This window comes from Stenotrophomonas sp. GD04054 (genome assembly GCF_029836955.1).
GTDB classification, from domain to species: Bacteria; Pseudomonadota; Gammaproteobacteria; order Xanthomonadales; family Xanthomonadaceae; genus Stenotrophomonas; species Stenotrophomonas maltophilia_A.
In genome coordinates, this window is sequence record NZ_JAOECR010000026.1 from 41983 (window position 1) to 59354 (window position 17372).

The window sequence follows — 17372 nt, forward strand, 5'->3', positions numbered from 1 at the left end:
AAACGCCCCGGTAGGTGCCGACCTTGGTTGGCACGCTTTTCAATGCAGTCAAGCAAGCTCGACTCTACGGGTGCCGACCGTTGGTCGGCACGCCTTCCCATCACACCCGCCCGAACACCAGCGCCGCGTTGGTGCCACCGAAGCCAAAGCTGTTGGACATCACGGTATCCAGCTTCTGCTCGCGGCTCTCGCGCAGGATCGGGAAGCTTTCCACCTTCGGGTCCAGTTCGCCGATGTTGGCCGAACCGGCAACGAAGCCATCGCGCATCATCAGCAGGCAGTAGATCGCCTCATGCACGCTGGCCGCACCCAGCGAATGGCCGGACAGCGCCTTGGTCGAGGACAGCGGCGGCACCGCATCGCCGAACACTTCGCGGATCGCGTTGAGCTCGGTGACGTCGCCCAGCGGCGTGGAGGTGCCGTGGGTGTTGAGGTAGTCCAGCGGACGATCCACGCCCTGCAGCGCCATCTTCATGCAGCGCACCGCGCCTTCACCGGACGGCGCGACCATGTCGGCGCCGTCGGAGGTCACGCCATAGCCGATCAGCTCGGCATGGATGTGCGCACCGCGCGCAACCGCGTGGTCGTAGTCCTCCAGCACCAGCATGCCGCCGCCACCGGCGATGACGAAGCCATCGCGGTCCTTGTCGTACGGACGCGAGGCGCTGGCCGGGGTTTCGTTGAAGCTGGTCGACAGTGCACCCATCGCATCGAACATCACGCTCATCGACCAGTGCAGGTCTTCGCCACCACCGGCGAACATGATGTCCTGCGCACCGTGGCGGATCATGTCTGCGGCGGCGCCGATGCAGTGCGCCGAGGTCGCGCAGGCAGCCGACAGCGAGTAGCTGACGCCCTTGATCTGGTAGGCGGTGGCCAGGCAGGCCGAGACCGTCGAGCACATCGTGCGCGGCACCATGTACGGGCCGACCTTGCGCACACCACGTTCGCGCAGCAGGTCGACCGCGCCGATCTGCCATTCGCTGGAGCCGCCGCCGGAACCGGCGATCAGGCCGGTGCGCAGGTTGCTGACCTGCTCGGGGCTGAGCCCGGCATCGGCGATCGCATCGCGCATGGACAGGTAGGCGAAGGCCGCCGCATCGCTCATGAAGCGCTTCTGCTTGCGGTCGATCAGCGCCTCCAGGTCGAGGTCGACGCGACCGCCTACCTGGCTGCGCAGGCCCGCTTCGGCGTGGTCGGCCAGGGCGGTGATGCCCGAGCGCCCTTCGCGCAGCGCAGCCGAAACGGTATCCAGATCATTGCCGAGGCAGGACGTGATGCCCATGCCGGTGATGACGACGCGACGCATCAGAAGCTCCCGGTTTCAGTGAACAGGCCGACGCGCAGGTCGCGCGCGCTGTAGATTTCGCGGTCATCCACGTACATGCGGGCGTCCGACTGGGCCATCACCAGCTTGCGGTTGATGACACGGCTGATGTCGATCTCGTAGCGCACCAGCTTGGCCTCCGGCAGTACCTGGCCGGTGAACTTCACCTCGCCGCAGCCTAGTGCGCGGCCCTTGCCGGGGGCGCCCAGCCAGGTCAGGAAGAAGCCGGTCAGCTGCCACATGGCATCCAGGCCGAGGCAGCCGGGCATCACCGGGTCGCCGATGAAGTGGCAGCCGAAGAACCACAGGTCCGGGCGGATATCCAGTTCGGCGCGTACCATGCCCTTGCCATGCGGTCCGCCGTCCTCGCGGATGTCGGTGATGCGGTCGAACATCAGCATCGGATCGTTGGGCAAACGGCCGGCGGCGGTGCCGAACAGTTCACCGCGTGCGCTGGCCAGCAGCTGTTCGCGGTTGAACGCGTGGAGACGGGTCATGAAGCACAATCCTGGAAGCGGGGAAACAGGGAAACAAGCGCTCGAGGATGCCCGTGGAAACTGCGCCGATCAAACATTTCAACCGTACGCAACCGTAGTGTTTTCAATGGAATACGCGCATCCTGTTGATGTGCAACGACCATACTTCGGCGTGTGGCCCGTTCGGCACGCCCCCGCCCTTTTCGCCTGACATGACCCGACTGCGCAAGATCATCCACGTCGACATGGACGCGTTCTACGCGTCGGTGGAGCAGCGCGACGATCCGTCACTGCGCGGCAAACCGGTGGTTGTGGCATGGCGCGGCGCGCGCTCGGTGGTGTGCGCGGCCTCGTACGAGGCACGCGTGTTCGGCGTGCGTTCGGCGATGCCTGCCGTGCGTGCCGAGCGCCTGTGCCCGGACGCGATCTTCGTGCCGCCGGACTTCGCGCGTTACAAGGCGGTGTCACAACAGGTACGCGCGATCTTCCTGCGCCATACCGACCTGGTCGAGCCGCTGTCGCTGGACGAGGCCTATCTGGACGTGACCGAGCCGAAGAGCGGCATCGAACTGGCCACCGATATCGCCCGTACCATCCGTGCGCAGATCCGCGAGGAGACAAACCTGACCGCTTCAGCCGGGATCGCGCCGAACAAGTTCCTGGCCAAGATCGCTTCGGACTGGCGCAAGCCCGATGGCCAGTTCGTGATTCCGCCGCAGCGGGTGGACGCGTTCCTGCTGCCGCTGCCGGTGAACCGCGTGCCCGGCGTCGGCAAGGTGATGGAAGGCAAGCTGGCCGCTCGCGGCATCGTCACCTGCGGTGACCTGCGGCAGTGGGCACTGATCGATCTGGAAGAGGCGTTTGGCAGCTTCGGCCGCAGCCTGTACAACCGCGCACGCGGCATCGACGAGCGGCCGGTGGAGCCGGACCAGCAGGTGCAGTCGATCTCCTCCGAAGACACCTTCGCCGAGGATCTGCCGCTGGAAGACCTGGGGGAGGCAATCGTGCAGTTGGCAGAGAAGACCTGGAATGCCACGCGCAAGACCGAACGCGTCGGCCACACCGTGGTGCTGAAACTGAAGACCGCGCAGTTCCGCATCCTCACCCGCAGCTTCACCCCGGAGCGCCCGCCGGAATCGATGGAAGAACTGCGCGACATCGCCCTGGCCCTGCGCGCCCGCGTCGACCTGCCGGCGGAGACGCGTTACCGCCTGGTCGGCGTCGGGCTGAGCGGCTTCCGCGAAAAGGAACCGATGGTGCAGGGCGAATTGTTCGAGCACTGATCATTGCCGTGCCGACCAACGGTCGGCACCCACCAAAAGCAGGCTGTGCCATCCAGGCAGATCGCAGAGAACTGTCGAAGGCGGGGTGGGTCCGGTTGCGGGGGCGTGAGCGCCATGGATGGCGCGACCGAGCTTACATGGACGTACTTGCAGCGTCCCCCGCAACCGGACCAACCCCGCCTACCCACAGGAAGCCAGCTTTTGATGTTGCTTCGGCTCTTGCCGTGGACGTGGCCTCTGCGGGTGCAGGGCGCAGCCCTGCCGAAAAACCCCTCCTGCGACGGTTCGTCGCACGGGCAACCCTGGACCCGGCTCTACACTAGCGGGGTGACCCGCCTGTCCCGCCCGCAGCGCCTCCTGCTCCAGCTCGCCGTTCTGGCGACGCTGTTGATGGTGCTTGCGCCACTGGTCAGCCGCGCGCTGCAGGCGCAGCCGATGGAGCATGCCGCGATGGCAGGCATGGACCACGCCGCCATGGGCCATGACATGCACGACATGGCCATGGCCGGGCACGATCAGCACGGCGCCGCGCCGGCCGCGCCCAGCCGCCCGCCCGACCCCCACGCCATGCACGGCGAAGCCTGCGAATACTGCGTGCTGGCAATGCGCCTGCTGCCGTGGCTGGCGGTGCTGGTGCTGCTGTTGCCGCTGCTGTGGCGGCCGCGCCTGGTGTTCCCGTGGTCGCAACAGGTGCTGCCGGCGCTGCGTTGGCCGGCGCATGCCGCGCGCGGGCCGCCGCGCCTCTCCTTCGTCCGCTGATATCCCTATCGAATCTGCCGCACGACGCCTGACCGGGCGCCGTGCGCGCGTGCGTACTTTGGAGCTGTTCCGATGAAAATGACTTCCCGCCCCGCGGGCGCCTGCGCGCGCCTGCCGGTTGCCCTTGGCCTGGCCGTGGCCGCGTCACTGGCCCATGCTGCGCCTGCCGAAGAGGCACGTACCCTCGACACGATGGTGGTCACCGCCGCCGCACCGTCGTCCCCGCTGCACTGGGTGACCGACCCGCGCCTGCCGCGGCAGCCGGTGCCGGCCAGCGACGGTGCCGATTACCTGAAGACCGTCCCCGGCTTCTCCGCCATCCGCAACGGCGGCACCAACGGCGACCCGGTGCTGCGCGGCATGTTCGGTTCGCGCCTGAACATCCTCAGCAACGATGGCAACCTGATCGGTGCCTGCCCGTCGCGCATGGACAATCCGCTGTCCTACATCGCGCCGGAAAGCTTCGACCGGCTGACCATCATCAAGGGCCCGCAGAGCGTGCGCTGGGGGGCGGGCGCGTCGGCCGGCACCGTGCGTTTCGAGCGCGATACGCCGCGCTTCGAGGAGCCGGGCCTGCGTGCCGATGCCAGTGCGCTGGTCGGTTCGCGCAACCGCAACGACCAGGTGCTGGACCTGACCCTGGGTAACCCGACAGGCTACGTACGCGCCAGCGGCAACCGTTCCGAAGCCGATGACTACAAGGACGGCCACGGTGACGTGGTGCCGTCGAAGTGGCGCAAGTGGAACGGTGACGTAGCCATCGGCTGGACGCCGGATGCCGACACGCTGCTGGAAATTTCCGCCGGTGCCGGTGATGCGATCGCGCGTTACGCGGGCCGTGGCATGGACGGTGCCGCGTTCGAACGCACGAGCTACGCGGCGCGTTTCGAGAAGCGCAACCTGCCGGGGGCATGGGACACGTTGCAGGCCAACGTGTACTACAACAACGCCGACCATGTGATGGACAACTACACGCTGCGCACGCCGAACCCGAACAGCATGATGCCGATGCCGATGGCGTCGAACGTGGATCGCCGTACCCAGGGCGGCCGGGTCAGTTCCGAGTGGCGCTGGCAGGATGTGCAGCTGGTGGCGGGTATGGATGGCGAAGACAGCCGCCATCGTGGCCGCATGGGCATGGGCCGCGACACCTACCGCCAGGCCGCCTGGGAAACCGATGCCAACTTCCGCCGCTATGGCGTGTTCACCGAGTTGACCCTCGGCGCCGACACCGACCAGCGCTGGATCAGCGGCCTGCGCATCGACCGCGCCAGCGTCCGCGATGAGCGGCAGTCGGTGCGCGGGATGATGGGCAACCGGCCGAATCCGACCGCTGGCCTGCAGCGCAAGGAATGGCTTGGCAGCGGCTTCCTGCGCTACGAGCAGGACCTGGCCGATGGCCTGACCTGGTACGCCGGCCTCGGCCACAGTGAACGCATGCCCGACTACTGGGAGCTGTTCTCGCCCAACCACGGCCCGGCCGGTGCGGTGAACGCGTTCACCGGCGTGCAGCCCGAGCGCACCACCCAGCTTGATGTGGGCATGCAATACAAGGGGCCCCGTGTGCAGGCCTGGGTCTCGGCGTACGCCGGGCAGATCCAGGACTACATTCTGTTCACCTACCACGGCAGCGGCATGATGGGCATGAGCCAGGCCCGCAACGTTGATGCACGTATCGCTGGTGCCGAGGCGGGCCTGGAAGTGAGCGTGGCCGAGCAGTGGAAGCTGGGCGGCACGCTGGCCTATGCCTGGGGCGAGAACCGCGACCAGCATCGCCCGTTGCCGCAGATGCCACCACTGGAAGCACGCCTGAGCGCGAACTGGGAAGGCCAGCGCTGGAGTGCCGGTGCGCTGCTGCGCGCGGTGACCCACCAGCATCGTGTCGCAAATGGCCAAGGCAATGTGGTCGCGCAGGACCTGGGGCCGAGTGCCGGCTTCGCCACCTTCGCGCTCAACGCTGCTTACCGCTTCAGTTCGCAGCTGCAGCTCAGCGCGGGCGTCGACAACCTGTTCGACCGTGCCTACAGCGAGCACCTGAATCTGGCCGGCAGCGCCGACTTCGGTTTTCCGGCTGACCCGGTGCGCATCAACGAGCCGGGCCGCAGCCTGTGGATGAAGGTGAACTACCGGTACTGATCCGCCGGGTGTAAAAAAAACCGGGGCCGGATCCCCGCCAGGATCCGCCCCCGCCCGACGCCCTCTGCCGGGCAGCTTCGACTCTACGATGGCAACGCCTGCGGTGCACGGCTGGATACACCTCGACACATGCCGACACCGCTGCGGTCAGCCTTGCACGGAACGGGTTCACGGCGCTATCGCGACGCCGGTTCCACGCCAGTAAACGCTTGGCACATATCGCTTCTGTGGGCGCTTGCCTACACTCGGCGGCCGTGGATCACTCAGGACCGTTCATGTTGGCTCGCATCGCTTCGACCCTGGCCCTTGGCCTCAGCCTGGCCGTGCTGGCCGGGTGCGCGGGCAAACAGGAGGCCGCCGCCCGTCGGCAGGGAGAAGCGGTGCCGGTCACCGCGCAGGTCGTGCAGTCCACGCAGTGGAATGACACGCTGCAGGCACTGGGTACGGCCAAGGCGCGCGAATCGATCAGCGTCACGGCCAAGGTCAGCGAGATCGTCGAGAAGGTGCACTTCGAAAGCGGCCAGCATGTTGCCGCTGGTGCGCCGATCGTGACCCTGCGCGGGCAGGCCCAGGAGGCCGCGCTGGTGCAGGCGCAGGCCACCTTCCATGAGGCCGACCAGCTGTACAGGCGCCAGCGCGAGCTGGCCACGCAGCGGCTGGTGTCCAGCGCCACGCTGGATACGCAGAAGTCGATCCGCGATGCCGCCGAGGCGCGTGTGGCGCAGATGCAGTCGGACATCGGTGACCGCCGCGTGCGTGCACCGTTCGCCGGTGTGCTCGGCATCCGCCAGGTCAGCCCGGGCACGTTGCTGACGCCGACCACGGTGATCGCCACGCTCGACGACATCGAACACATGCACATCGATTTCCAGGTGCCGGAAGTGGAACTGGCCGCGCTCGGCGTCGGTGACAAGGTTAGTGCCACCAGCGTGGCGTGGCCGGGCCGTACCTTCGAGGGCGTGGTCAGCACCGTCGACGCACGCATCGATCCGGCTACCCGTGCGGTGACCGTACGTGCCGACTTCGCCAACGGCGACCATGCCCTGCGCCCGGGCATGCTGCTGGACGTGCGCCTGTTCCACCCCGAGCGCCCGGCGCTGGTGATTCCGGAAATCGCCGTGGTGCAGGTCGGTCGCGATACCTTCGTGTACCGCATCACCGCCGACGACAGCGTCGAGCGCGTGGATGTGGTCACCGGTGCGCGCCGTGCCGGCGTGGTCGAGATCAGGCAGGGGCTGGAAGCGGGCCAGCGCATCGTGGTCGATGGCACCGGCAAGCTGCGCCCGGGCCTGAAGGTCGCGGCCAAGGACGCCGCACCGGCCACGGGTGCCAAGCCGGCTGATGCACCGGCGCCGGTCGCGGCCGAGGGCCACGGCGGATGAAGCTGTCCGACATCTCCATCCAGCGGCCGGTGTTCGCCGTGGTGATGAGCCTGTTGCTGCTGGTGCTGGGCGTGATGTCCTTCACCCGCCTGACCCTGCGCGAACTGCCCGCCATCGATCCGCCGATCGTTTCGGTATCGGTGGATTACACCGGCGCTTCGGCCGCGGTCATCGAAAGCCGCATTACCCAGGTGCTGGAAGATGCGCTGGCCGGCATCGAAGGCATCGATACGATCAACGCGCGCAGCACCAACGGCCGCTCGCAGGTCAGCATCGAATTCACCTCCAACCGCGATATCGAAGCGGCGGCCAACGATGTGCGCGATGCGGTCAGCCGCGTCGCCGACCGCATGCCGGAAGAGGCGCGTCCGCCGGAGATCGCCAAGGTCGAGAGCGATGCCGACCCGATCATCTGGTTCAACATGGTCTCCTCGACCATGGACACGCTGGAGCTGAGCGACTACGCCGACCGCTACGTGGTCGATCGTTTCTCCAGTCTCGATGGCGTGGCCCAGGTCCGCATCGGCGGCCGCCAGCGCTATGCGATGCGGATCTGGCTGGACCGCGACCAGCTGGCGGCGCGCGGACTGACCACCGGCGACGTGGAAACCGCGCTGCGCAACGAGAACGTGGAACTGCCGGCCGGCCGCATCGAGTCGACCGACCGCGATTTCACCCTGCGCGTGGAGCGCAACTACATCAAGCCGGAAGACTTCGCGACCATCCCGCTGGGCAAGGGTCGCGATGGTTACGTGGTGCGCATGGGCGATGTGGCGAAGATCGAGCTGGCCTCGGCCGAGCGCCGCGCGTACTACCGCAGCAACGGCGAGCCGGGCATCGGCCTGGGCATCGTCAAGACCTCCACCGCCAACTCGCTGGACGTGGCGCGTACTGCGCGCGCTGAAGCCGAGCGGGTCGCGCTGACCCTGCCCAAGGGCACGCAGATCTTCGTTGCCTTCGACAACACCACCTTCATCGAAGCCGCGGTGGACCGCGTCTACGCCACGCTGGTGGAGGCGATGATCCTGGTGCTGGCAGTGATCTGGCTGTTCCTCGGCAGCTTCCGCGCTGCGCTGATTCCGGCGGTGACGGTGCCGGTCTGCCTGGTCGCGGCATTCATCGCGCTGTATGCGTTCGACTTCTCGATCAACCTGCTGACCCTGCTTGCCCTGGTGCTGTGCATCGGCCTGGTGGTGGACGATGCGATCGTGGTGGTGGAGAACGTGCAGCGCCGCATCGACCTGGGCGAACCGCCGCTGGTCGCCTCCAAACGCGGTACCACGCAGGTCGCCTTTGCGGTGATCGCCACCACCGCGGTGCTGGTGGCGGTGTTCCTGCCGGTCGGGTTCCTGGAAGGCAATACCGGGCGCCTGTTCCGCGAACTGGCGGTGGCGCTGGCGGCGGCGGTGGCGTTGTCCGCCTTTGTGGCGCTGACGCTGACGCCGATGATGGCCTCCAAATTGCTCAAGCCGCATACCGGGCAGGCGCCGCGTGGCCTGCATGGCTTCATCAACCGCAACCTGGAACGCCTGGCCGGGGCCTATGGGCGGGTGCTCGACCACCACGTGGACCGCACCTGGATCTACCTGATGGTGATGGTGGTCGCACTGGCCGCCAGCTGGGGCCTGCTCAAGCTGCTGCCGTCGGAACTGGCGCCGGCCGAAGACCGCGGTTCGTTCCAGATCATGATCGATGGCCCGGAAGGTGCCGGCTACGACTACACCGTGCAGCAGGTGCAGCAGGTGGAATCGATGCTGGCACCGCATGTTGGCCCGGACAAACCGATCGTGCGCGCCAATCCACGCGTGCCCGGTGGTTGGGGTGCCAGCGAGGAAATGCACACCGGCCGCGTCAGCATCTTCCTGCAGCCGTGGCGCCAGCGCAGCGAAGGCACGCCGGAAGTGGCCAACGAACTGCAGAAGGAACTGGACACCATCCGCGGCGTGCGCGTGCGTACGCAGGTGGGCGGTGGCCTGGTGCGCAGCGGCGGGCAGCCGTTCCAGATCGTGCTGGGCGGCCCGGAATATGCCGAGATCGCGCAGTGGCGCGACCGTATCCTGCTGCGCATGGCCGACAACCCCGGCCTGGTCGGCCCGGACTCGGATTACAAGGAAACGCGGCCGCAGATGCGGGTCAACATCGACCGCCAGCGTGCGGCCGACCTCGGCGTGCCGGTCACCGCGATCGGTTCGGCACTGGAAACCATGATGGGCTCGCGCCGCGTCACCACCTTCGTCGACAACGGCGAAGAGTACGACGTGCTGGTGCAGGCCGGTCGCGATGGCCGTGCCAGCCCGGCCGACCTGGCCGCCATCCGCGTGCGCGCGACGTCCGGCGAACTGGTGCCGCTGTCCAACCTGGTCACGCTGAGTGAGGTGGCCGAGGCCGGCACCCTGAACCGCTTCAACCGCCTGCGCTCGATCACCATCAACGCGGGCCTGGCGCCGGGCTATCCGCTGGGTGAAGCCATTGCCTGGGCGCAGCAGGTCACGCGCGAGGAGCTGCCGCAGTACGCACAGGTGAACTGGAAGGGCGAATCGCGCGAATACCAGAGTGCCGGTGGCGCGGTGCTGCTGACCTTCGCCATGGCCCTGCTGGTGGTCTACCTGGTGCTGGCCGCGCAGTTCGAGAGCTTCATCCACCCGCTCACCATCATGCTGACCGTGCCGCTGGGCGTGCTCGGCGCGCTGGTCGGTCTGTGGGTGAGCGGTGGCACGGTGAACCTGTTCAGCCAGATCGGCATCGTCATGCTGGTCGGCCTGGCCGCGAAGAACGGCATCCTCATCGTCGAATTCGCGAACCAGCTGCGTGACGACGGAAGAACCGTGCGCGAGGCGATCATCGAATCGGCGATGGTGCGCCTGCGCCCGATCCTGATGACCTCGATCGCCACCGTGGTCGGTGCGATTCCGTTGGTGGTGGCCGGTGGCCCCGGTTCGGCCAGCCGTGGCACCATCGGCATCGTGATCATCTTCGGTGTGACCCTCTCGACGTTCCTGTCGCTGTTCGTGGTGCCGGCGTTCTACGCGCGGCTGGCGCCCTACACCCGCTCGCCGGAAGCGGTGAAGCGTGAGTTGGAGAAGCAGGAGGCGGAGTCGCCCTCGGTGGGTGGTCATGCCTGATCCGACCACCGTGCTGCGAGGCGACGGCTTCCAACTGCGCCCCTGGCGCCCGGATGATCTGGAATCGCTGCTGCGCCATGCCAACGACGCCGAGGTATCGCGGGGCCTGCGTGATCGTTTCCCTTACCCGTACACGCGCGAGGATGGCGAGGCCTTCCTCGCCGGCCGCGTGCTGGCCCCCGGTACCCTGAACCTGGCCATCGAGATCGACGGCCAGGCCTGCGGCAGCGTCGGGGCCCAGCAGGGCAGTGCCGAGCGCGGGCACATGGCCGAGCTGGGCTACTGGTTGGGCCAGGCCTACTGGGGCCAAGGAGTGATGACCCGGGTGGTCGGCCTGTTCGCCCCCTGGGTGATGGACGAACTTGGCCTGTTCAGGCTGCAGGCCGGGGTGGTCGACTTCAACCTCGGCTCGGCCCGGGTGCTGGAAAAGAACGGTTTCCAGGAAGAAGGCGTGGACCGCTGCGCGGTCTACAAGCGCGGCGTGCTGCACGACCTGCGCCGCTTTGCCCGGGTGCGCACGCAGCTGCCCTGAACACGCGGGCCGGCCGCGGTAGAGCCGAGGCCGTGCTCGGCCGCCGTCATCACCACGCCGAGCATGGGCTCGGCTCTACAACACAGCGCTACCGCAGCGGCCTTCGATCAGGGAGAATCGACCGGTCCCCTCCAGCCGACGGGACGTCCTTACAACCCGCCGACTGGAGAGAGCGCGCGTGGAAGCTACCGTACATTTCATCAACAGCATCATCTGGAGCAAGGCACTGATCTTCGTGTGCCTGGGCGCCGGCCTGTTCTTCAGCCTGCGCACGCGCTTCATGCAGATCCGCGGCTTCCTCGAGATGTGCCGCCTCACCGTCAAGGGTGAGAAATCCGATGCCGGTGTGTCGTCCTTCCAGGCCCTGGCCATGTCGATGGCCGGGCGCATGGGTATCGGCAACATCGCCGGCGTGGCTACCGCCATCGCCTTCGGCGGCCCCGGTGCGATCTTCTGGATGTGGGTGATGGGCTTCCTCGGCGCATCCACCTCGTACGTGGAATGTACGCTGGCACAGATCTACAAGACCAAGGACGCCGAAGGCCGTTACCGTGGTGGCCCGGCGTACTACATCGAAAAGGCCATGGGCCTGAAGTGGTACGCGCTGGCCTTCGCCATCGCCACGATCATTGCCGCCGGCTTCCTGATGCCCGGCGTGCAGGCCAATGCCATCGCCGACAGCATCATCAACGCCTGCCGTGGCACCGCGCTGTGTGGTCCGCTGGATGGCCAGACGATGGGCATGGAGTCGGTGCAGGCGCTGAAGCTGGGCATCGGCATCGTGGTGGCGCTGCTGCTGGGCGTGGTGATCTTCGGCGGCGTCAAGCGCATCGCCAACTTCGCCGAAGTGGTGGTGCCGTTCATGGCAGCCGGCTTCATCCTGATGGCCATTGTCATCATGATCATCAACTACGACCGTGTGCCGGAGATGTTCAACATCATCTTCAGCAGCGCCTTCGGTACCCACGCCGCGTTCGGCGCGATGATGGGCCTGGCGGTGGAGTGGGGCATCAAGCGCGGCATCTACGCGAACGAAGCCGGCCAGGGCTCGGGCCCGCACGCGGCAGCCGCCTCGGAAGTCTCGCACCCGGCCAAGCAGGGCTACGTGCAGGCCTTCGCCATCTACTTCGACACCATGATGGTGTGCACCGCCACCGCGTTCCTGATCCTGGCCAGCGGCACCTACAACGTGTACTCGGCGGCAGGTGCCGGTGCCCCGCCGATCTTCCAGGGCCTGGCCGGCATTCCGGAAGGCGCGGGCTACGCCCAGGCGGGTGTGGAAGCCGTGCTGCCGGGCTGGGGCTCGGCGTTCGTGTCCATCGCCATCTTCTTCTTCGCCTTCACCACCATCATGGCGTACTACTACATGGCCGAGACCAATCTCAGCTATGTGAACCACAACAAGAAGCGTCCGCTGACCGTGCTGGTGCTGCGCCTGGGCATCATCGGCATGGTGGTGTTCGGCGCGTTCCATAATGCAACCCTGGCCTGGGCGCTGGGTGACATCGGCGTGGGCCTGATGGCCTGGCTGAACATCATCGCCATCCTCATCATCCAGAAGCCGGCCATGCTGGCCCTGCGCGATTACGAGCGGCAGAAGAAGCTGGGCCTGGATCCGATTTTCGACCCCGATGCCCTGGGCATCAAGAACGCCGATTTCTGGCGTCAACGCAAGCTGGAGTTGTCCCGTAGTGAATGATCCCTGGAAGAACGCCCGCCGCCCGTCGTCGCGACCGCCGCGGGCCACCCCGCTGCCACCGCGTGAGGGCGGCACCCCGCCACCGCCGGGGCGTGGCAATGACGAACTGCGCCTGTATGGCTGGAACGCCGTGCAGGCCCTGTTCGCCAAGCGCCCGCAGGCGCTGCGCAAGCTGTACCTGGTGGACGCGCTGATTCCGCGCATGCAGCCGGTGTTGAAGTGGTGCGTGGCCAACCGTGTGGGCTACCGCGTGGTGGAGGAGGGCGACCTCAACAAACTGGCCGCTACCACGCACCACGAAGGCCTGGTGGCCGACGTGCTGCGCGCGCCTGTCGTACCGCTGGCGCAGTGGCTGGAGGATCTGGGCGAAGGCCCGGCGTTGGCGCTGTGGCTGGACGGTGTCGGCAATCCGCACAACTTCGGTGCGATCCTGCGCTCGGCCGCGCACTTTGGCGTCAAGGCGCTGCTGCTGCCGGCGGGCAGCACGCTTGCGCTGTCCGGTGCCGCTGCGCGCGTGGCCGAAGGTGGTGCGGAGTCGGTGCCGCTGGTGCAGTTGCCGGAGACCGCCCAGGCGATGGCGCAGCTGCGTGCGGCCGGCTTCGGGCTGGCTGCGACCCTCGTTGATGGTGGCGACGACGTGTTCCGTGCGTCGCTGCCGGAACGGTTGGTGTACGTGATGGGCGCCGAAGGCGAGGGCATGGACCGCGGCCTGGCCAGTCAGTGTGACCAGCAGCTGTCGATTCCCGGCAGCGGCGCGGTGGAAAGCCTGAACGTGGCCTCGGCAACGGCCGTGCTGCTGGCACAGTGGGCGAGCCGCCGCGATTGAACCTCTGCGCGCGGTCAGATCCCTTGCCAAGGCGAGGGATCTGACCGCGTCCGGTTCCCGGTGCAGGATCTGCAGTGGTGGGTGCGAACCTTGGTTCGCACCGCCCTTCCCGCTGCGTTCGCCGGGCATGGCCCGGCGCTACCGCATCATTCGTTCGGCGGCGTGGTCGCCTTGGCCTCGCTGCCGAAGCTGCCATCGGCTTCCGCTGCCAGGTACGCGAACACGGTGTACGCGGCCACGTTCTGCGCCAGCGCCTTCGGGTCGATCTTGTCCAGCGTGTCGTCAGCGGTGTGGTGCAGGTGGAAGTAGTCCGAGCCGTCCTGCGCCAGCCATGCCCACGCGCCACCCTTGGCGGCCAACGGGCCGACGTCCGGGCCCGGGCCACCCTTGTCGGCCTGGTACTCGATGCCCAGCGGCTTCATCACTTCGGCAATCTGCTTCGTCGCTTCGCGCGAGCCTTCCGGGTTCGGCGAACCGGTATTGAAGGCATAGATGCGGCCGGCACCGAAGTCACTCTCGGCCGCCAGCTGGTGCAGGGCCACGTCCTTGCCATGCGCCTCGGCGTAGGCCTTGCCGCCATACAGGCCCTGTTCTTCGTTGGCGAAGGCGATCACGCGGATGGTGCGCTTCGGCGCCTGCTTGAGCTGGCCGATCAGATGACCCGCAGCCATGGTGATGCCCACGCCCGCGCCGTCATCCACCGCGCCGGTGCCCAGGTCCCAGGAATCCAGGTGACCGCCGATCACCACCACTTCCTTCGGCAGGCTGCGGCCGGTGATCTCACCGATCACGTTGTACGAGGTGGCGGTGCCATCCCAACCGCAGTCCAGCGCCACCTTCACCGTGGTGCTGCCACGTGCCAGCAGGCGGGCCAGCTGATCGGCGTCGGGCACCGACAGCGCCGCCGACGGCACCGGGGTCAGGCCTTCATCGAAACGGGTGATGCCGGTGTGCGGCACGCGGTGCGAATCGGTACCGGCCGAGCGCATCAGGAAACCGACCGCGCCCTTGCGGATCGCTTCGGACGGGCCCTTGCTGCGGATCGCGCCACCACGGCCATAGTCGCGGCCATCGCGGAACGGCAGCATCTGGTAATCGACGAACGCGATCTTGCCCTTCAGCGAACCGGTCGGTGCGGCCTGCAGTGCGGCCAGGTCGGCGAAGCGGACCACTTCGGCTTCAACGGTGCCGCCCGGGCTGCCACCCAGCGCCGTGATCTGCAGCGGCTGCGGGTTCCTGCCGGTCACCGCGGCGTGTTCACTGCGGCGCTCCCACTTCGGGAACGTCACCGGTTCCTTCCATACCTTGTCGAAGCCGAGGGCCTTGAACTTGGCTTCGGCCCAGGCCACGGCGCGGGCGTCGGCCTCGCTGCCGGCGATGCGCGGGCCGATTTCGGTGGTGAGCGATTCAACCACCTTCCAGCCGGTGTCGTCAGCCAGCGCCTGGTCGCGCAGCTGCGCAGCGGTGGACAGCGACGCCGGGGGCAGGGTGGTGGTGTGCGGCGCCGCGAAGGCCGGGGCGGCCAGCAGGGCGAGGGAGGATGCGATGGCAAGGACGCGGCGACGCATGGACAGCTCCGGGAAGGGACCAAGCCTTGGAGCTTAACAGTCGTTCAGCCCGGCGCATGGGCGGGAGGTCATGGCTGCCGCGAACGCTGTTTTCCGCCATGACCGGCAAAGCGAATGCCCCGCCGGGGCGGGGCTTTCACATGCTTATGTAGAGTCGAGCCATGCTCGACTGCTTCATTTCGCCCAGTCGAGCATGGCTCGACTCTACAGATGGGTGGGGCGCCAGTCGGCGCCCAGCACCCTTATTTCTTCAGGCTGTCGCGGATCTCGCGCAGCAGCACCACTTCCTCGGCCGGTGCGGCCGGGGCGGCTTCCTGCTTGCGCGACAGGCGGTTGATCGTCTTGACCACCAGGAAGATGGCGAAGGCCACGATCACGAACTGGATCAGCGTATTGATGAAGTCGCCGTAGCCGATCACCACGGCCGGGATTTCCTTGCCGTCGGCACCGATGCTGGCCGGTGACAACGTCCAGGCCAGCTGCGAGAAATCCACCTTGCCGATCAGCATGCCCAGCGGCGGCATGATGATCTTCTCGACCAGTGCGGTCACGATCTTGCCGAAGGCCGCGCCGATCACCACGCCGACGGCGAGGTCGATGACGTTGCCGCGCATCGCGAATTCCTTGAACTCGGTGAGCATTCCCATTGTTGTTTTTCTCCGGTGGGGGAAGTGGACAGCGCGCAGGGTAGCGCAGGTGATGTCAGCCGGCGATCACGCCGTGGCGCTCGGCCACGTTTTCCAGTCGGGCACTGAAGCGGTCGCCGGGTTTCAGCGCAGCCACCCCGGACGGGGTGCCCATGAACACCAGGTCGCCGGCACGCAGCTGCCACAGCTTGGACAGCTCGTGCAGGATCTCCGGCACGTTCCAGATCATCTGGTCCAGCAGCGCCTGTTGGCGTACCTCGCCGTTGACCTCCAGCGACAGGTTCAGCGCGGCGAGGTCGCCGACTTCCTCGGCGTGGACGATTTCACTGATCGGCGCGGAAGCATCGAAGCCCTTGGCCGCATCCCACGGGTGGCCCTTGTCCTTGGCGGCGGCCTGCAGGTCGCGGCGGGTCAGGTCCAGTCCCACGGCATAGCCGTAGACCAGTGCCTCGGCGTCGGCCATGGCCAGCTCGCCCACGGGCGCGTCACGGCCAATCGCCACCACCAGCTCCACTTCGTGGTGCAGGTTGGCGGTTGCCGGGGGATAGGGAATGGCATCGTCGTGGCCGACCACGATCGCATCGGCCGGCTTGCTGAAGAACATCGGACGGCCGCGATCGTCGGCCGCCGGCACTGCTGCGCCCATTTCGCGGGCATGGTCGGCGAAGTTGCGGCCGACGCAGTAGATACGGTGCACGGGGAAGCTGCCGCCACCGGCTACCGGCACACGCGGCAGGGCTACGGCAGGGATCACATCGGAGACATCGGACATGCGGGCATCCAGGAAGGGCGTGCCCGCAGTCTAGAACGCATGGCGCCCGCCGTCAGCGGGCGCGTAGGGCGTGGATCAACGCGAGGCCGGCAGCACCGGCTTGCGCACCACGCGGTACTCGCCTTCGACCACGGTCGGATCGACCGGACGGGCAACGCCCGGCTTGCGCGAGGCCAGCAGCTTCCACGCCAGGCCGACCAGGATCATCGCCGCACCGACGAACACGCCGATGAACACCATCGCCGCCAGGATCGCCAGGCCGAGCAGGCCCACGGCAACGCGCACCAGCGGGTGACGCGGCTTGCGCGGCGCGAACAGGGTGCGGAACTGGTTGAAGGCGGATGCGCGATTGAACATGGCGGCTCGATAGGCTGGGATCAGCGAAACCAGAGTATCGGGAGGTGCCACTGTCATTGAGTGAAAAACTCGTTAAATATAGCCTGTGCTTATTACGAATCAATGACTTGTGTTCATGTTGCAGCCAGTCACCTGAGCGGGCGTGCGACAATGCGCGTTTACTGTCCGAGCCTTCGCCATGACTGCCGCCGCTGCCCTGATCGCCCTTGATGCCATTGCCGATGGCGCGTTTGCCGAGGTCGAAGCGGTGGTTGATGGCGATGCCGAATCGCTGGTGCTGTACCGCGACGGCGCGCAGGTGCGCGCGTTCCTGAACATCTGCCCGCACGCCGGCCGTCGCCTGGACTGGGCGCCGGGCCAGTTCCTGAAGAGCCGCGAAGGCCACCTGGTGTGCGCCGCCCACGGCGCCTCGTTCGCGCTGGACAGCGGCGACTGCATCGCCGGCCCCTGCAAGGGCGACCGCCTGCGCGCCGTGCCGGTGGATGT

Annotated in this window: 15 protein-coding genes; 9 read left to right on the top strand and 6 right to left on the bottom strand. The window is 67.3% G+C overall.

Features of this window, described 5'->3' with window-relative positions; genetic code table 11:
• Positions 1-100: 100 nt before the first annotated feature.
• Positions 101-1309: a beta-ketoacyl-ACP synthase I gene (fabB, locus tag N7573_RS13410; protein WP_014645811.1), complete on the bottom strand. Its 1209-nt coding sequence runs from the start codon at positions 1307-1309 to the stop codon at positions 101-103.
• Positions 1309-1824: a 3-hydroxyacyl-[acyl-carrier-protein] dehydratase FabA gene (gene fabA, locus N7573_RS13415; protein WP_005407930.1), complete on the bottom strand. Its 516-nt coding sequence runs from the start codon at positions 1822-1824 to the stop codon at positions 1309-1311. Before fabA ends, fabB begins: the two co-directional genes overlap by 1 nt.
• A 191-nt stretch (positions 1825-2015) precedes the next feature.
• Here fabA and dinB point away from each other — a divergent pair, with 191 nt between their 5' ends.
• The 8 genes from dinB (at position 2016) to N7573_RS13455 (ending at position 13542) form a co-directional block, all read left to right on the top strand.
• Positions 2016-3086 carry a DNA polymerase IV gene (dinB, locus tag N7573_RS13420; RefSeq protein ID WP_279943187.1) on the top strand — a complete coding sequence of 357 codons (1071 nt, stop codon included), beginning with the start codon at positions 2016-2018 and terminating at the stop codon, positions 3084-3086.
• A gap of 327 nt (positions 3087-3413) precedes the next feature.
• Complete coding sequence (locus N7573_RS13425; protein ID WP_032130216.1) at positions 3414-3845, top strand: DUF2946 domain-containing protein; 432 nt, start codon at positions 3414-3416, stop codon at positions 3843-3845.
• Between the two features lie 72 nt (positions 3846-3917).
• On the top strand, positions 3918-5981 hold the full coding sequence (locus N7573_RS13430; RefSeq protein ID WP_279913214.1) for a TonB-dependent copper receptor: 2064 nt from the start codon (positions 3918-3920) through the stop codon (positions 5979-5981).
• Positions 5982-6256: 275 nt separating this feature from the next.
• The gene (locus N7573_RS13435) at positions 6257-7363 is read left to right on the top strand and encodes an efflux RND transporter periplasmic adaptor subunit (protein WP_071228524.1); all 1107 of its coding nucleotides are present in this window, start codon (positions 6257-6259) and stop codon (positions 7361-7363) included.
• Positions 7360-10485, top strand: a complete 3126-nt coding sequence (locus tag N7573_RS13440) for an efflux RND transporter permease subunit (protein ID WP_279913213.1) — start codon at positions 7360-7362, stop codon at positions 10483-10485. The genes N7573_RS13435 and N7573_RS13440 overlap by 4 nt, the downstream gene beginning before the upstream one ends.
• Positions 10478-11017, top strand: coding sequence for a GNAT family protein (locus N7573_RS13445; RefSeq protein WP_279913212.1), 540 nt, complete (start codon positions 10478-10480; stop codon positions 11015-11017). The genes N7573_RS13440 and N7573_RS13445 overlap by 8 nt, the downstream gene beginning before the upstream one ends.
• A 178-nt stretch (positions 11018-11195) precedes the next feature.
• Positions 11196-12716, top strand: a complete 1521-nt coding sequence (locus tag N7573_RS13450) for an alanine/glycine:cation symporter family protein (protein WP_279913211.1) — start codon at positions 11196-11198, stop codon at positions 12714-12716.
• 52 nt (positions 12717-12768) lie between these two features.
• Positions 12769-13542: a TrmH family RNA methyltransferase gene (locus N7573_RS13455; protein WP_279943191.1), complete on the top strand. Its 774-nt coding sequence runs from the start codon at positions 12769-12771 to the stop codon at positions 13540-13542.
• Between the two features lie 146 nt (positions 13543-13688).
• Here N7573_RS13455 and N7573_RS13460 read toward each other — a convergent pair whose 3' ends face one another.
• From N7573_RS13460 to N7573_RS13475, 4 genes are all read right to left on the bottom strand, one after another.
• The gene (locus tag N7573_RS13460; RefSeq protein WP_279943188.1) at positions 13689-15110 is read right to left on the bottom strand and encodes a M28 family peptidase; all 1422 of its coding nucleotides are present in this window, start codon (positions 15108-15110) and stop codon (positions 13689-13691) included.
• 242 nt (positions 15111-15352) lie between these two features.
• Complete coding sequence (gene mscL, locus N7573_RS13465) at positions 15353-15757, bottom strand: large-conductance mechanosensitive channel protein MscL (RefSeq protein ID WP_032130206.1); 405 nt, start codon at positions 15755-15757, stop codon at positions 15353-15355.
• 55 nt (positions 15758-15812) lie between these two features.
• On the bottom strand, positions 15813-16529 hold the full coding sequence (locus N7573_RS13470) for a fumarylacetoacetate hydrolase family protein (RefSeq protein WP_032130205.1): 717 nt from the start codon (positions 16527-16529) through the stop codon (positions 15813-15815).
• 75 nt (positions 16530-16604) lie between these two features.
• Positions 16605-16886, bottom strand: a complete 282-nt coding sequence (locus tag N7573_RS13475) for a hypothetical protein (protein ID WP_005410817.1) — start codon at positions 16884-16886, stop codon at positions 16605-16607.
• A gap of 178 nt (positions 16887-17064) precedes the next feature.
• Between N7573_RS13475 and N7573_RS13480 the strand changes: the two genes are divergently transcribed.
• Positions 17065-17372, top strand: a 308-nt coding sequence (locus N7573_RS13480; protein ID WP_279943189.1) for a Rieske (2Fe-2S) protein, incomplete at its 3' end; no start/stop codon positions are given.

Bases quoted from the DNA above. Each gene is read 5' to 3' on its own strand.
- N7573_RS13475 (WP_005410817.1), bottom strand. From the start codon at position 16,886: ATGTTCAATCGCGCATCCGCCTTCAACCAGTTCCGCACCCTGTTCGCG.
- dinB (WP_279943187.1), top strand. From the start codon at position 2,016: ATGACCCGACTGCGCAAGATCATCCACGTCGACATGGACGCGTTCTAC.
- N7573_RS13470 (WP_032130205.1), bottom strand. From the start codon at position 16,529: ATGTCCGATGTCTCCGATGTGATCCCTGCCGTAGCCCTGCCGCGTGTG.
- fabB (WP_014645811.1), bottom strand. From the start codon at position 1,309: ATGCGTCGCGTCGTCATCACCGGCATGGGCATCACGTCCTGCCTCGGC.
- N7573_RS13460 (WP_279943188.1), bottom strand. From the start codon at position 15,110: ATGCGTCGCCGCGTCCTTGCCATCGCATCCTCCCTCGCCCTGCTGGCC.
- N7573_RS13445 (WP_279913212.1), top strand. From the start codon at position 10,478: ATGCCTGATCCGACCACCGTGCTGCGAGGCGACGGCTTCCAACTGCGC.
- N7573_RS13440 (WP_279913213.1), top strand. From the start codon at position 7,360: ATGAAGCTGTCCGACATCTCCATCCAGCGGCCGGTGTTCGCCGTGGTG.
- mscL (WP_032130206.1), bottom strand. From the start codon at position 15,757: ATGGGAATGCTCACCGAGTTCAAGGAATTCGCGATGCGCGGCAACGTC.
- N7573_RS13435 (WP_071228524.1), top strand. From the start codon at position 6,257: ATGTTGGCTCGCATCGCTTCGACCCTGGCCCTTGGCCTCAGCCTGGCC.
- N7573_RS13430 (WP_279913214.1), top strand. From the start codon at position 3,918: ATGAAAATGACTTCCCGCCCCGCGGGCGCCTGCGCGCGCCTGCCGGTT.
- fabA (WP_005407930.1), bottom strand. From the start codon at position 1,824: ATGACCCGTCTCCACGCGTTCAACCGCGAACAGCTGCTGGCCAGCGCA.